This window comes from Caballeronia sp. DA-9, assembly GCF_051615025.1.
Classification (GTDB): domain Bacteria; phylum Pseudomonadota; class Gammaproteobacteria; order Burkholderiales; family Burkholderiaceae; genus Caballeronia; species Caballeronia sordidicola.
Window position 1 is genome coordinate 3,276,218 of record NZ_CP195133.1, and the last position, 12,764, is coordinate 3,288,981.

17 protein-coding genes are annotated in these 12,764 nt (G+C 58.8%); 1 reads left to right on the forward strand and 16 read right to left on the reverse strand.

Annotation, left to right across the window (positions count from 1 at the left end):
* Positions 1-24 precede the first annotated feature (24 nt).
* The 3 genes from ACRWA7_RS31230 to ACRWA7_RS31240 all read right to left on the reverse strand — a co-directional run bounded on the left by ACRWA7_RS31230 (position 25) and on the right by ACRWA7_RS31240 (position 2,980).
* Positions 25-1,407 carry a cytochrome b gene (locus ACRWA7_RS31230; RefSeq protein ID WP_438394533.1) on the reverse strand — a complete coding sequence of 461 codons (1,383 nt, stop codon included), beginning with the start codon at positions 1,405-1,407 and terminating at the stop codon, positions 25-27.
* The gene (petA, locus tag ACRWA7_RS31235) at positions 1,408-2,028 is read right to left on the reverse strand and encodes a ubiquinol-cytochrome c reductase iron-sulfur subunit (protein ID WP_438394534.1); all 621 of its coding nucleotides are present in this window, start codon (positions 2,026-2,028) and stop codon (positions 1,408-1,410) included.
* A gap of 205 nt (positions 2,029-2,233) precedes the next feature.
* Positions 2,234-2,980 (reverse strand): Nif3-like dinuclear metal center hexameric protein, encoded by a 747-nt coding sequence (locus ACRWA7_RS31240; RefSeq protein WP_438394537.1) that lies wholly within the window; start codon positions 2,978-2,980, stop codon positions 2,234-2,236.
* 20 nt (positions 2,981-3,000) lie between these two features.
* On the opposite strand from ACRWA7_RS31240, the gene ACRWA7_RS31245 reads away from it, so the two are divergent.
* The gene (locus ACRWA7_RS31245; RefSeq protein WP_438394539.1) at positions 3,001-4,230 is read left to right on the forward strand and encodes a S1C family serine protease; all 1,230 of its coding nucleotides are present in this window, start codon (positions 3,001-3,003) and stop codon (positions 4,228-4,230) included.
* Between the two features lie 81 nt (positions 4,231-4,311).
* Here ACRWA7_RS31245 and tatC read toward each other — a convergent pair whose 3' ends face one another.
* The 13 genes from tatC to hisC all read right to left on the reverse strand — a co-directional run bounded on the left by tatC (position 4,312) and on the right by hisC (position 12,718).
* A complete protein-coding gene (gene tatC / locus ACRWA7_RS31250; protein ID WP_060858245.1) occupies positions 4,312-5,112 on the reverse strand; it encodes a twin-arginine translocase subunit TatC in 801 nt (266 codons plus the stop codon).
* A gap of 69 nt (positions 5,113-5,181) precedes the next feature.
* Positions 5,182-5,715, reverse strand: a complete 534-nt coding sequence (gene tatB / locus ACRWA7_RS31255) for a Sec-independent protein translocase protein TatB (RefSeq protein ID WP_438394541.1) — start codon at positions 5,713-5,715, stop codon at positions 5,182-5,184.
* A gap of 65 nt (positions 5,716-5,780) precedes the next feature.
* A complete protein-coding gene (gene tatA, locus ACRWA7_RS31260) occupies positions 5,781-6,008 on the reverse strand; it encodes a Sec-independent protein translocase subunit TatA (protein ID WP_056355605.1) in 228 nt (75 codons plus the stop codon).
* 201 nt (positions 6,009-6,209) lie between these two features.
* Positions 6,210-6,572 (reverse strand): histidine triad nucleotide-binding protein, encoded by a 363-nt coding sequence (locus ACRWA7_RS31265; protein WP_438394544.1) that lies wholly within the window; start codon positions 6,570-6,572, stop codon positions 6,210-6,212.
* A gap of 48 nt (positions 6,573-6,620) precedes the next feature.
* The gene (locus ACRWA7_RS31270; RefSeq protein ID WP_438394546.1) at positions 6,621-7,013 is read right to left on the reverse strand and encodes a DUF4870 family protein; all 393 of its coding nucleotides are present in this window, start codon (positions 7,011-7,013) and stop codon (positions 6,621-6,623) included.
* Positions 7,014-7,055: 42 nt separating this feature from the next.
* Positions 7,056-7,436, reverse strand: a complete 381-nt coding sequence (locus ACRWA7_RS31275) for a phosphoribosyl-ATP diphosphatase (RefSeq protein WP_060858241.1) — start codon at positions 7,434-7,436, stop codon at positions 7,056-7,058.
* Positions 7,436-7,849, reverse strand: a complete 414-nt coding sequence (gene hisI / locus ACRWA7_RS31280) for a phosphoribosyl-AMP cyclohydrolase (protein ID WP_438394549.1) — start codon at positions 7,847-7,849, stop codon at positions 7,436-7,438. Before hisI ends, ACRWA7_RS31275 begins: the two co-directional genes overlap by 1 nt.
* A 3-nt stretch (positions 7,850-7,852) precedes the next feature.
* Positions 7,853-8,626: an imidazole glycerol phosphate synthase subunit HisF gene (gene hisF / locus ACRWA7_RS31285; protein ID WP_438394551.1), complete on the reverse strand. Its 774-nt coding sequence runs from the start codon at positions 8,624-8,626 to the stop codon at positions 7,853-7,855.
* Between the two features lie 161 nt (positions 8,627-8,787).
* Entirely contained in the window at positions 8,788-9,540 is a 753-nt protein-coding gene (hisA, locus tag ACRWA7_RS31290; protein WP_060858238.1) for a 1-(5-phosphoribosyl)-5-[(5-phosphoribosylamino)methylideneamino]imidazole-4-carboxamide isomerase, read from the reverse strand.
* Between the two features lie 146 nt (positions 9,541-9,686).
* On the reverse strand, positions 9,687-10,337 hold the full coding sequence (gene hisH, locus ACRWA7_RS31295) for an imidazole glycerol phosphate synthase subunit HisH (protein ID WP_438394553.1): 651 nt from the start codon (positions 10,335-10,337) through the stop codon (positions 9,687-9,689).
* 19 nt (positions 10,338-10,356) lie between these two features.
* Positions 10,357-10,977 (reverse strand): MarC family protein, encoded by a 621-nt coding sequence (locus ACRWA7_RS31300; RefSeq protein WP_060858237.1) that lies wholly within the window; start codon positions 10,975-10,977, stop codon positions 10,357-10,359.
* A 49-nt stretch (positions 10,978-11,026) separates the two neighbouring features.
* Positions 11,027-11,614: an imidazoleglycerol-phosphate dehydratase HisB gene (gene hisB / locus ACRWA7_RS31305; RefSeq protein ID WP_438394555.1), complete on the reverse strand. Its 588-nt coding sequence runs from the start codon at positions 11,612-11,614 to the stop codon at positions 11,027-11,029.
* Positions 11,615-11,647: 33 nt separating this feature from the next.
* On the reverse strand, positions 11,648-12,718 hold the full coding sequence (hisC, locus tag ACRWA7_RS31310) for a histidinol-phosphate transaminase (protein ID WP_060858235.1): 1,071 nt from the start codon (positions 12,716-12,718) through the stop codon (positions 11,648-11,650).
* Positions 12,719-12,764 lie beyond the last annotated feature (46 nt).

Sequence of the window (12,764 nt, forward strand, 5' to 3'; positions counted from 1 at the left end):
TCTCCATTCGGTCTGTGCGCGAGGTCAATGCGGCTTGAACCGTACGCGGTCGGGCGGCTGCTTGAAGCGGCCGCGCGTCGTCCAGAAGGGCATGCCGAGGAAAAAAGCGAAATAGATCAGCGCACAGATCTGCGCGATCAACGTTCCCGCCGGCGACGGCGGTTTCGTGCCGAGATAGCCCAGCACGAGGAACGCGAACACGAAGACACCATAGAAAATCTTGTGGAACAGCGGGCGGTATCGGATGGATTTGACCGGGCTTCGGTCAAGCCACGGCAGGAAGAAGAGCGAAACGACGGCCGTGCCCATCACCACCACGCCCCAGAACTTCGATTCGGTCAGCGCCATGAACACAATGACCAACAACGCCAGCACCGGCAATCCGAACCGCCACTTTCCGCGCCCGCGCAGCAAGGCCAGCACGCCAAGTAGCGCGATGATCACCATCAGCACGATCTTGAACGGATCAGTGGTCGCGCGCAGCATGGCGTAGAAAGCGGTGAAGTACCAGACCGGGGCGATCTCGTTCGGCGTTTGCAGCGCATTCGCCGGTACGAAATTGTTGGCTTCCAGGAAGTAGCCGCCCATTTCCGGCGCGAAGAAAACGATCGCGGCGAAGATGAACAGGAACACACACACGCCCATGAAATCGTGGACCGAGTAATACGGATGGAACGGGATGCCGTCGAGCGGAATGCCCTTTTCGTCCTTCTTGGCCTTGATCTCGATGCCATCCGGGTTGTTCGACCCGACTTCGTGCAGCGCGACCAGATGTGCGACCACCAAACCGATCAGCACCAGCGGAATGGCGATCACGTGGAACGCGAAAAAGCGGTTCAGCGTCACGTCCGACACGACGTAATCACCGCGAATCCAGAGCGACAGATCCGGCCCGATAAACGGTATCGCCGAGAAAAGATTGACGATCACCTGCGCGCCCCAGAAGGACATTTGTCCCCACGGCAGCAAATATCCGAAGAACGCTTCTGCCATCAGGCACAGGAAAATAGCGCAGCCGAAGATCCAGACGAGTTCACGCGGTTTTCTGTACGACCCGTACATCAGCCCGCGAAACATGTGCAGATAGACGACGACAAAAAACATCGACGCGCCCGTGGAATGCAGGTAGCGAATGAGCCAGCCCCACGGCACCTCGCGCATGATGTATTCGACCGATGCAAACGCCAGCGTCGCGTCGGGCTTGTAGTTCATCACGAGGAAAATGCCGGTGACGATCTGGATCACGAGCACGAGCAGCGCGAGCGATCCGAAGAAGTACCAGAAGTTGAAGTTTTTCGGCGCGTAGTACTCGGAAACGTGCGCTTTCCACGTCGATGTCAGCGGAAAACGCCGATCGATCCAGCCCAGAAAACCGCTTGTCTCCACGTCTTTATCGGTCGTCGCCATTTACGCTTCTCCCTTTTCGTCCTTGCCAATCACGAGTGACGTCGCCGACGTGAACATGTACGGCGGAATGTCGAGGTTCTGCGGTGCTGGCTTGTTCTTGAAGACGCGGCCGGCCATGTCGTAGGTCGAACCGTGGCACGGGCAGAGAAAACCGCCGGGCCAGTCATCGGGGAGATTCGGTTGCGCGCCTTCCTGAAAGCGCGGCGTGGGCGTGCAGCCAAGATGCGTGCAGACGGCGACAGCAACGAACAGATTCTTGTGTTCCGGACGCGAGCGGAATTCGTTGTTGCAATATTCCGGCAACGGCATCGTAAATTCTTTCTTCGAATGCGGATCGGCGAGTTCGGGATCGGCTCTCTTTACGTCGGCGAGCATTTCGTCGGTGCGGTTGACGATCCACACCGGTTTGCCGCGCCAGGCGACGGTCATCATGTCGCCAGGCTTGAGACCAGATATATCTACCTCGACCGGCGCGCCTGCCGCCTTGGCTTTTTCCGACGGTGCAAACGAACCGACAAACGGTACGACTGTGGCAACACCACCGAGTCCGCCTGCTACGGTTGTCGCAATCAGCCAGGTTCTGCGGCCGCCGTCGACGCGTTGATCTTCGTTGTCTCGCATCACACGCCCCACTTCTGAGTTGGATTTATACCGTCAGTCCGTTCTACCGACGCTAGTGTGCGCGAATGGAGTCGTCATTTACAAGAGTTGAATAGCAAAAAACGCTCGAAGTCCTTCATTCTTAAGGGTTTCCCCGCACCTTTTGGTCACTTTCAAATGAAGGGCTTATTTACGGAGTGTGATTAATTATTGCAGCGCAAGATAATCAAACCGGATTATCGATATCGATAAAGACGTGTTCAATATCGAAATGCTCGGCCACATGGGCGCCGAGCGCCTGCACGCCATAGCGCTCGGTTGCATGATGCCCTGCCGCAACGTAAGCCACGCCGCTCTCCGCCGCGATGTGCATGGTCTGCTCCGACACTTCGCCGCTGATGTAGACGTCGGCGCCGGCCGCAATGGCGTCATCGAAAAAACCTTGCGCGCCGCCCGTGCACCAGGCCACGCGGCGTAATTCCGTATCCGGATTGCCAAAGACGAGCGGCTTGCGGCCCAGTTCGTTTTCGATTGTCGCGGTGAAATGCTCGAGGGACAGCGACATGGGTAACGAAGCAATCCAGCCGAGATCCTGATCGCCAAAACGATTGTCCGCAATCAACCCAAGCCGCGCGCCAAGCTGCGCGTTGTTGCCGAACTCGGGATGCGAATCGAGCGGCAGGTGATAGGCAAATAAATTGAGATCGTTTGCAAGCAGCGTTTTCAACCGCTGATATTTGCGCCCCGTGACTTGCGGCGCCTCGTTCTTCCAGAAGTAGCCGTGATGCACGAGCACGGCGTCCGCGCCCCACTCGACCGCGGCCTCCAGGAACGCCAGCGACGCCGTCACACCCGTCGCCAGTTTCCCGACGCGGCGCGAGCCTTCAACCTGCAATCCGTTCGGGCAATAGTCCTTGAAGCGTCCTATTTCCAGCAGATTGTTCAGATACAATTCGAGTTCGATCCGATCCATGAATTCCTCTATTCCATCAAATGCTTAGACGCTTCTGGCTGTTTTTTGCCCAAGCGGTGACCGTGCTGTTGGCGCTGATGTTCATCGTCGCGACCTTGAAACCGCAGTGGCTTCAACGCCAGGGAACGTTCGGCAAGCAGCTCGCCGAGCCAATTGTCGCGTTGCAGGAAGTGGCTCCCAGCATTGGTTCCCGGCCTGTTCAGTCGTCATATGCGGACGGCGCGCAGAAAGCCATGCCCGCCGTGGTCAACGTGTTTTCGAGCAAGGACGGGTCGCTGCCGCCCGATCCACGCGCGAAAGATCCGTTGTTCCGCTATTTCTTCGGCGATAAAAACAAGCGCAAAGGCGACGAAACGCCCGCGTCGAATCTCGGTTCAGGCGTGATCGTCAGCTCCGAAGGCTACATTCTAACGAACCAGCATGTCGTCGACGGGGCAGATCAAATTGAAGTTGCGCTCGCCGATGGCCGGACGTCATCGGCGAAGGTGATTGGCGTCGATCCCGAAACCGATCTCGCCGTGTTGAAGATCAACATGACGAATCTGCCCATCATCACGCTCGGCCGCATGGACCAGACGCGCGTGGGCGACGTGGTGCTCGCGATCGGCAACCCGTTCGGCGTCGGGCAGACGGTGACCATGGGAATTGTCAGCGCGCTCGGGCGCAATCACCTGGGCATCAATACGTTCGAGAACTTCATCCAGACCGACGCCGCGATCAATCCGGGTAATTCGGGCGGTGCGCTCGTGGATGTGAACGGCAATCTGCTCGGCATCAATACGGCGATTTATTCACGCAGTGGCGGGTCGCTGGGTATCGGCTTCGCGATTCCTGTTTCGACCGCGCGCAGCGTGCTGGAAAGCATCATTACCACAGGCACCGTGACGCGCGGCTGGATTGGCGTGGAACCGCAGGACGTGACGCCGGAAATCGCAGAATCGTTCGGGCTGGAACAGAAGTCCGGCGCGATCGTGGCGGGCGTGCTGCAAGGCGGCCCCGCCGATAAAGCCGGCATCAAGCCTGGCGACATCCTGATGAACATCAACGACGACGCCATTACGGACACCACGCGTTTGCTGAATGTGGTCGCGCAGATCAAGCCGGGAACATCGGTGAAGATTCACTTGATGCGAAAAAGCAAGGAACTGGACGTGAACGTAGTGATTGGCAAGCGGCCAATGCAGCCGAAGTCGCCGCAATCACCTGATGACGAAGGCGGCGACCAGGGTGGGGATCAGGGCGACGAATAGGCGTCAGCTTTTTCAATAAAAAGGCCGTTCCAACGTAAGTTGGAACGGCCTTTTTGCGGGCAATACCGGGCAGCGAAAGTCTTACTCCACATCCCTTTTCGCGTCTTCGGTCGCTTCCGCTTCCTGCACTTTGATCTTGTCCTTGCCCACTATAATGCGCGCCGCGATGATCCCGACCTCGTAAAGAATGATCAGCGGCACGGCCAGAATCAACTGCGAAAACACATCTGGCGGCGTTACGACAGCCGAAATCACAAACGCGCCGACAATCACATACGGCCGGATCTGCTTGAGCTTCGCAATCGTCACGAACCCCATGCGCGCCAGGATCACCACGATGATCGGCACCTCGAAGGTCACGCCGAATGCAAGAAACATGGTGAGCACGAAGCTCAGGTAATTATCGATATCCGTCGTCATTTCCGCGCCGAGCGGCGCGTTGTAATGCGCCATCACGCGAAAAATGGTCGGGAATACGACGAAATACGCGAACGCCATACCGCACAAGAACAGGAAGTAGCTGCTGCCGACCAGCGGCACGACCAGCTTCTTCTCGTGCTGATAAAGCCCGGGCGCAATGAACGCCCAGATCTGATACAGCACAATGGGCAGCGCGATCACGAGCGCGACCATCATGGTCACTTTCATCGGCACGAAGAAAGAGCCGGTGACGTCCGTGACGATCATCTTGCCGTCCTTCGGCAAGTTCTGCATGAGCGGCCGGGCAAGCAGCCTGAAAATGTCGGGCGCCCAATAAACCAGCCCGATAAACACGACAATGACCGAAGCGCCTGCGCGGATGATGCGGTCACGCAGTTCGACCAGGTGCGAGATAAACGTCTCTTCGACAGGCTCGTCTTTAATCTGTTGCGGGTCGCTCACGCCGGCCCTCTGCTGGGATTCATCGATGGAAGGGAAGTTGGTGTTCGCGATTTGGAAGCGGCAACATCGTCAGAAAAACCGCGTCGGACGGCGCAGCGTTTCGGGCGTGTGCCGCGCCACGCGCGCCGCGCCTGACTGGACGCGCGTCTTGCGCACCGACGTACGCTTATACCAGTTCGGAATGGCACTCTGCTTGACGCGCCAGTTCTTGCGTTTGCCTGACGAGGCACTGCTATCCGTGGAAGAGCGCCAGGTATCGCCGGAAACATGCGTCAGGTTCGGGTCGCCGCCGCCCGCGACGCTGTCGGACACCGACGTGCCGCGCTTCCAGGCATCGTTGAGTTCGGCTTCGTGTTGGCGCAAATTGTCGTGAATGGTGTTCTCGACGTTCGATGCCGCCGTCTCGAACTCCGTGCGCATCTTCTTCAATTCGTCGAGTTCCATCTCACGCGAGACTTCGGCCTTGACGTCGTTGATATACCGCTGCGCGCGCCCGAACAGTGCGCCGGCCGTCCGTGCCACGCCGGGCAAGCGTTCCGGCCCGAGCACCACCAGCGCGACGACGCCGATCAGCGCCATTTTGGTCAGACCGAGGTCAAGCATGGAATCGAAGATCCTGAAGGTGACGAATGAATATGGCCGGCGCTACGCCTACCGGACCCGCTCGCTTACCGGTAGTCGCTCGAACGCGTCTTGTCCTTCGCTTCCACGTCGACCGCGCCGTTGCGCGGCAATTCGCGCTGCTCGGCCGGCGTTTCGCCTTCCTTCATGCCTTCCTTGAAACCCTTCACCGCGCCGCCCAGATCGCCGCCAATGTTACGCAGCTTCTTGGTGCCGAAAACCAGTGCGACGATCAACAACACGATCAACCAATGCCAAATGCTTAACGAACCCATGACTGAAAACTCTCCTTGACCTCGCCGCATGTGCCCGCGGCGAAGAATGTGGACCCTGCGGTCCGAGCCGGAGCGCTGACGCTCCGCTGATTAAACCGACATTTTGCGCGCGCAATATTGCGGTGAAAAGACGCTTTCAATTTCATTACATCGCAATCGGCGCTTTCCTGCCCGAAAGTGGTCCGTTTCCACGCCGCCAAGCTAACCCATCCTGCGCCATGGCCGTTCCCCGGCGAGGATATGGGCATGAATGTGATAAACCTCCTGCCCGCCGCCCGGCCCCGTATTGATGACCGTGCGGAATCCCGTGTCGCCACCGGTGTATGCAACGCCCAATTCCTTGGCGAGCCGCGCTGTCAGGCTCAGCATTCTACCAAGCAGCGGCGCGTCGGCTTCGGTACAGCTCGAGAGCGTCTCAATATGTTTACGCGGAATCACGAGCACATGAACGGGAGCGGCCGGATTGATATCGTGAAAAGCGACGAATTCATCGTCTTCGTGGACTTTCTTGCTCGGAATTTCTCCCGCAGCGATCTTGCAGAAAATACAGTTCTCTTGGCTCATGTGTTTTTGCGGAGATCCCGGTTATCAATGCGCGTTGAGGGTTGGGTTTCAGACCCAGGCGCGTGGTTGCAATGACTTGTTTTCGTACAAAAACAGCCAGCCTTTTATAACCCGATATAACGTCCAGATTCCGACCACGGCCAGGATAGGAAATCCTATCAGCACCCAGATCAGCGCAACGCCAATCACATGGCCGAGCAGCGCCCACCAAAAAGTACGGATTTGCCATTGGAAATGCGCCTCGTACGGCGTGCCGGCGACGTCGTCACGTTTCAGGTAATTGATGATGATCGCGATCAGCACCGTCAATCCGCCCGTCAGCCAATAGGCCGCGTAGAGCGCGTACAGCACGTGCGTCAACGTGCGCAGGCTGCGCAGCCGCTCGGAATCGACCGGGTTCTCGTAGACGGGCGGTGGGTAAGGTTCGTACGGCTGACTCATTTCATCCTCCTGATGCCCGTCGATGCAAAGCGGCGCCCGCTCTCAGCGGCCGTTTTCGTCCTGCTCGCGATCGCGGGACTTGCGCAACGCTTTCTCTTCGATCCCCGACGTACCTTCGCGTCGTTCGAGTTCCGCGATGACTTCCGCTGGACCCAGATCGAAATGAGACAACATCACAAGACAATGGAACCACAAGTCGGCCACTTCGCCGACAAGCGCCTTGGGCGCGCCACCGTGGCGCGCATCTTTGGCGGCCAACACGACTTCGGTGGCTTCTTCGCCGATTTTTTTCAGAACGGCGTCGTCACCCTTATGAAAGAGTCGGGAAACATAGGATTGTTCCGGGTCCCCGCCCTTGCGGCTGTCGATAATTGCCGCGAGGCGCAGCAGCGTGTCTTGCGTGGAAATCGTAGGCTCGGTCATTACTTGTAGATATGTTCGGGGTCCATCAGGACGGGTTCTACGGCGACCCAATCGCCCGTTTCCACCGATCCCTCGAATTTCTGGAAAAAGCACGAGTGACGGCCGGTATGGCAGGCAATGCCCGACACCTGCTCGACCTTCAGCAAGACGACGTCTTCGTCGCAATCGAGCCGGACTTCGTGCACGTGCTGGACGTGTCCCGACTCTTCGCCCTTGAACCAGAGGCGCTTGCGTGAGCGTGAGTAGTACACAGCGCGTTTCAATTCGATGGTCTTCGCCAACGCTTCGCGGTTCATCCACGCGAACATCAGCACGTCGCCGGTGGCGGATTCCTGCGCGATTACCGGCACAAGGCCGTTGTCGTCCCACTTGATCTTGTCCAGCCAGCCCGCCTCTTCAGTTTGTACAGTCACCGCTTAAATCCTCACCGATATACCCTGGTCCGCCATGAAGCGTTTTGCTTCGCCGACCGTGTGTTCGCCATAGTGGAAGATGCTGGCGGCAAGCACCGCATCGGCGTGACCTTCAGTAATGCCGTCGGCGAGGTGTGCGAGCGACCCTACGCCGCCCGAAGCAATGACAGGAATCGAAATCGCGTCCGATACCGCGCGTGTCAGCGCAAGATCGAACCCGCTCTTGGTCCCGTCCCGATCCATGCTGGTCAGCAGGATTTCTCCCGCGCCGAGTTCGGCCATCTTGCGCGCCCATTCAATGACGTCGAGCCCGGTATTCTTGCGGCCGCCGTGCGTGAACACTTCCCAGCGAGGCGTTTCGTTCGCGGCGCTGACGCGTTTTGCATCGATGGCGACCACAATGCACTGCGACCCGTGTTTGTCCGACGCGTCGCGCACGAGTTGCGGGTTCGATACCGCCGACGAGTTCATGCTGATCTTGTCGGCGCCCGCGTTCAGCAAGCGCCGGACATCTTCCACCGCACGCACGCCACCGCCCACGGTCAGCGGAATAAAGACCTGCGACGCCACCTGTTCGATGATCGGCAAAATCAGGTCGCGCTGATCGGAGGTCGCGGTGATGTCGAGGAATGTGAGTTCGTCGGCGCCCTGATCGTCGTATCGGCGGGCGATTTCAACGGGGTCGCCCGCGTCGCGCAATTCGAGGAAATTGACGCCCTTGACCACGCGGCCGGCAGTGACGTCGAGACAAGGGATGATGCGTTTAGCGAGAGCCATAGTCTTGCGAATGCCGTTTTGCTGCGGGTAAATGACGAAAGCGCAGCGGCTTCAAACGAGAAACCGCCAGCGAACAAAGATGCTGTGTCGGCGCAATTGCGCATTCAGCGGCCGCCCAAGATATACGGAAACCCTGAACCAGCGCCGTTAGGCACGCTATTTCAAGCGTCGTCCGCTTCCCGCAGCTTGTCGGCACGGGCTTGTGCAGCGGCAAAATCCAGATCGCCGGAATAAATCGCGCGCCCACAAATCACGCCCTCAATGCCTTCGTCTTCGACTTCGCACAGGGAGTCGATGTCAGCAATGTTTGACAACCCGCCGCTCGCGATCACAGGAATCTTGACGGCTTGCGCGAGGCGTACCGTTGCTTCAATGTTGATGCCCTGCAACATGCCGTCGCGGCCAATGTCCGTGTAGATGATCGATTCGCAGCCGTAGTCTTCGAACTTGCGCCCAAGGTCTATGACTTCATGGCCGGTCAGCTTGCTCCAGCCGTCCGTTGCCACCTTGCCGTCCTTGGCGTCCAGTCCCACGATGATATGACCCGCAAAAGCGGTGCACGCATCCTGGAGAAAGCCCGGATTTTTCACCGCCGCCGTGCCAATGATCACGTACTCCAGACCGTCGTCCAGATAGCGCTCGATGGTATTCAGATCGCGGATACCGCCGCCAAGCTGCACCGGAATGTCGCTGCCGACTTCCTTGATGATCGCCCGGATGGCGTCCTCGTTTTTTGGCTTGCCGGCAAATGCGCCGTTCAGGTCGACGAGATGCAGCCGCCGCGCGCCCCGCTCGAGCCAGAGCCGGGCCATTGCCGCCGGATCTTCGGAAAAAATGGTCGCCTGGTCCATATCGCCTTGTTTGAGGCGTACGCACTGACCGTCTTTTAGATCGATGGCCGGAATGAGCAACATAAGAAATAGCGTTAAAGGAAAGGGTTGATCGAACGATTGCGAGCGGCGCCAAGCGCCTCTTTTCGCTTACCGTTTCGCTAGTGTAGTACAAGTAATGCGAGCGCCGCGGCTGCAAACGGCATAAGGCAAAACGTCAAAAAACACGCTCACGGATTCCAGTGAACGAAGTTCCGATACAGCCGCAAACCGGCGTCGGCGCTCTTCTCCGGATGGAATTGCGTAGCGAACAGATTATCGCGAGCAATGGCCGATGTGAACGGCGCGCCGTACAGGGTTTCGCCCGATGTGTGCGCCGGATTGTCCGGGACACCGTAATAACTGTGCACGAAATAGAAGAACGATTCGTCGGGCACGCCTTCCCAAACCGGATGCGGCTGCGTCTGGCGCACGCGGTTCCAGCCCATTTGCGGTACTTTGAAACGCGAACCGTCGTCCTGCAACTTCCCTTCGAGGGCGAACCGCACGACTTTGCCCGGCACGAGGCCAAGACCATTCGTGCCGCCCGCGCCGCCTTCCTCGCTCCAGTCGAAAAGCATCTGCTCGCCCACGCACACGCCCAGCATGGGCTTGTTGCGCGCGGCTTCCATTACGGCGTCCTGCAGGCCCGATGCGCTGAAATGCGCCATGCAGTCGCGCATTGCGCCCTGCCCCGGCAATACGATCCGGTCAGCGGCGCGAATGGCTTCGGGCTGCTCGACGATCGCCACGTCCGCTTCCGGCGCGGCGTGCCGCAGCGCCTGATACACGGAGCGCAGGTTGCCCATGCCGTAGTCCACGATTGCTATCGAAGTTTTCATCGAAGTCATTAAAACAACGCTATTTCAGGGAGGGAATCAACGCCTTCAATCCATTGACGATAAATTCAACCGCCAGTGCCGACAACATCAACCCCATCAGCCGCGTACCAATATTGATACCCGTACGGCCAACCCAGGTGGCGATGGGTTCGGCCAGGCTCATCGCGCCATAACACAGCACGGCCAGCACGCCGCCGATCATGACGAGACCAATGCGGTCGTACCAGTGCGCCACGCTTGCAGAATAGATGATTACCGTACTGATGGAACCCGGTCCGGTCAAAAGCGGAATGGCGAGCGGCACGACCGCAATGCTGTTCTTGATCTCCGCTTCGTGCCGTTCTTCCGGCGTCGAGCGCGCGTTGCCCGTCTGCGCGTTCAGCATGTTGATGGCCATCAGCAACATGATGATTCCGCCGCCCACTTCAAGCGAACCGACCGAAATGCCGAAGAACGCAATAATCTGCTGGCCGAGCAACGCCGTCACGGCGATCACGCAAAACACCGAAATGGACGCGACCCGGATCGTGCCCGCTTTTTCCGAACGCGACATTTCGGTCGTCAGGCTCAGAAAAAACGGAATCGCGCCGACCGGATTGATCAGCGCGAGCAGCGATATAAACGATTTGAGTAGGTTCATCGAGGGCCGCCGGGCTTCCGCGGAAGCGAGCCGTGGCGTTTATCCGGCTTTATAGACTGCCCTTGGTCGATGGAATCTGTCCCGCAGCGCGTTCGTCCAGTTCCACGGCCATGCGCAGAGCACGCCCGAACGCCTTGAACACGGTTTCCACCTGATGATGCGCATTGATGCCGCGCAAATTATCGATGTGAAGCGTCACGCCCGCATGATTCACGAAGCCGCGGAAAAATTCGATGGTGAGATCGACGTCGAACGTGCCAATGCGCGCACGCGTGAACGGCAGGTGGAATTCCAGGCCCGGACGGCCCGAAAAGTCGATGACCACGCGCGACAACGCTTCGTCGAGCGGCACGTACGAATGGCCGTATCGGCGGATGCCCTTGCGGTCGCCAATGGCCTTCGCCACCGCCTGGCCCAACGTGATCCCCGTGTCTTCGACCGTGTGATGGTCGTCGATATGAAGGTCGCCATGCGCTTCGACGTCGAGGTCGATCAAGCCGTGACGCGCGATCTGGTCAAGCATGTGGTCGAGAAACGGCACGCCGGTGGCGAGCGTTTGGCGGCCGGTGCCATCCAGGTCGAGCTTCACACGGATCTGCGTTTCGCTGGTGTTGCGAACGACTTCCGCAATGCGCATGGTATTTCCTTCGAAACTTTTAAGAGAATTATTTCAGTGCAGCGCGAGTTTCAGAGCGGCGATCATTTGCGCATTCTCATCTGCCGATCCAACCGTCAAACGCACGCAATTTGCCAGTAACGGATGCATTTTACTCACGTTTTTGATCAAAACCCGCGATGTCAGCAGGGTTTCGAAGACGGTTGCCGCATCCGGAACACGAACCAGCAGAAAGTTGCCGGCGCTGGGATAAACGGTCGCGCCGGGAAGCGCCGCGACGGCCTGTTCCAGACGTGTGCGTTCGGCGCGCAGTTCGGCAGCCTGGGCGTCCAGCACGTCGAGGTGATCGAGCATGAAATCCGCCGTAGCCTGCGTCAGCACGTTGACGTTGTAGGGCGGGCGCACCTTGTCGAATTCCGTGATCCACGACGCCTTTCCCGCGAGATAACCCAGGCGGATTCCGGCAAGGCCGAGTTTCGACATCGTGCGCATGACCACCACGTTGTCGAAATCGGAGGCCCGCGGCAGCCAGCTTTGCTGCGCGAATGGCTGATAGGCTTCATCGATTACGACCAGGCTTTTCGACGCCGCCGCGATCACGCGTTCCATGTCGGCGCTGTCGTAGAGCGTGCCCGTGGGATTGTTCGGATACGCGAGATACACCAGCGCCGGATCGTGCATTTCGATGGCGGCGATCAGCGTGTCTGCGTCGAGGGTGAAATCGGCGTTCAGCGGCACGCCAACGAATTCCAGCCCCGCGAATTTCGCCGAGATCGCGTACATCACAAAGCCAGGAACGGGCGCGATGACCTTGGCGCCCGGCTTCGCGCACGCCGTCGACATCATGCTGATGAGTTCGTCCGAACCGTTGCCGAGCAGCACTTCGCACGCAGCGGGAACCTGCATCACGCGCTTGATCTTTTCGATCAACGCCGCCGGACGCGGCTCCGGATAGCGATTCAATGCGACATCGGCGAGCCGGTTGCCGAGTTCAGCCGCGAGCGGCGCCGGCAGCCTGTACGGATTTTCCATTGCGTCGAGCTTCACCAGACCGGTGGAATCGGGCACGGGATAGCACGTCATGGCAAGGACGTCGGGGCGGAGAATGTCTTGTGGTCGTGTCATGGTCTTCGACTTCCGGGCGGCTTTCGAGCCGCCTCCTATTTGTATG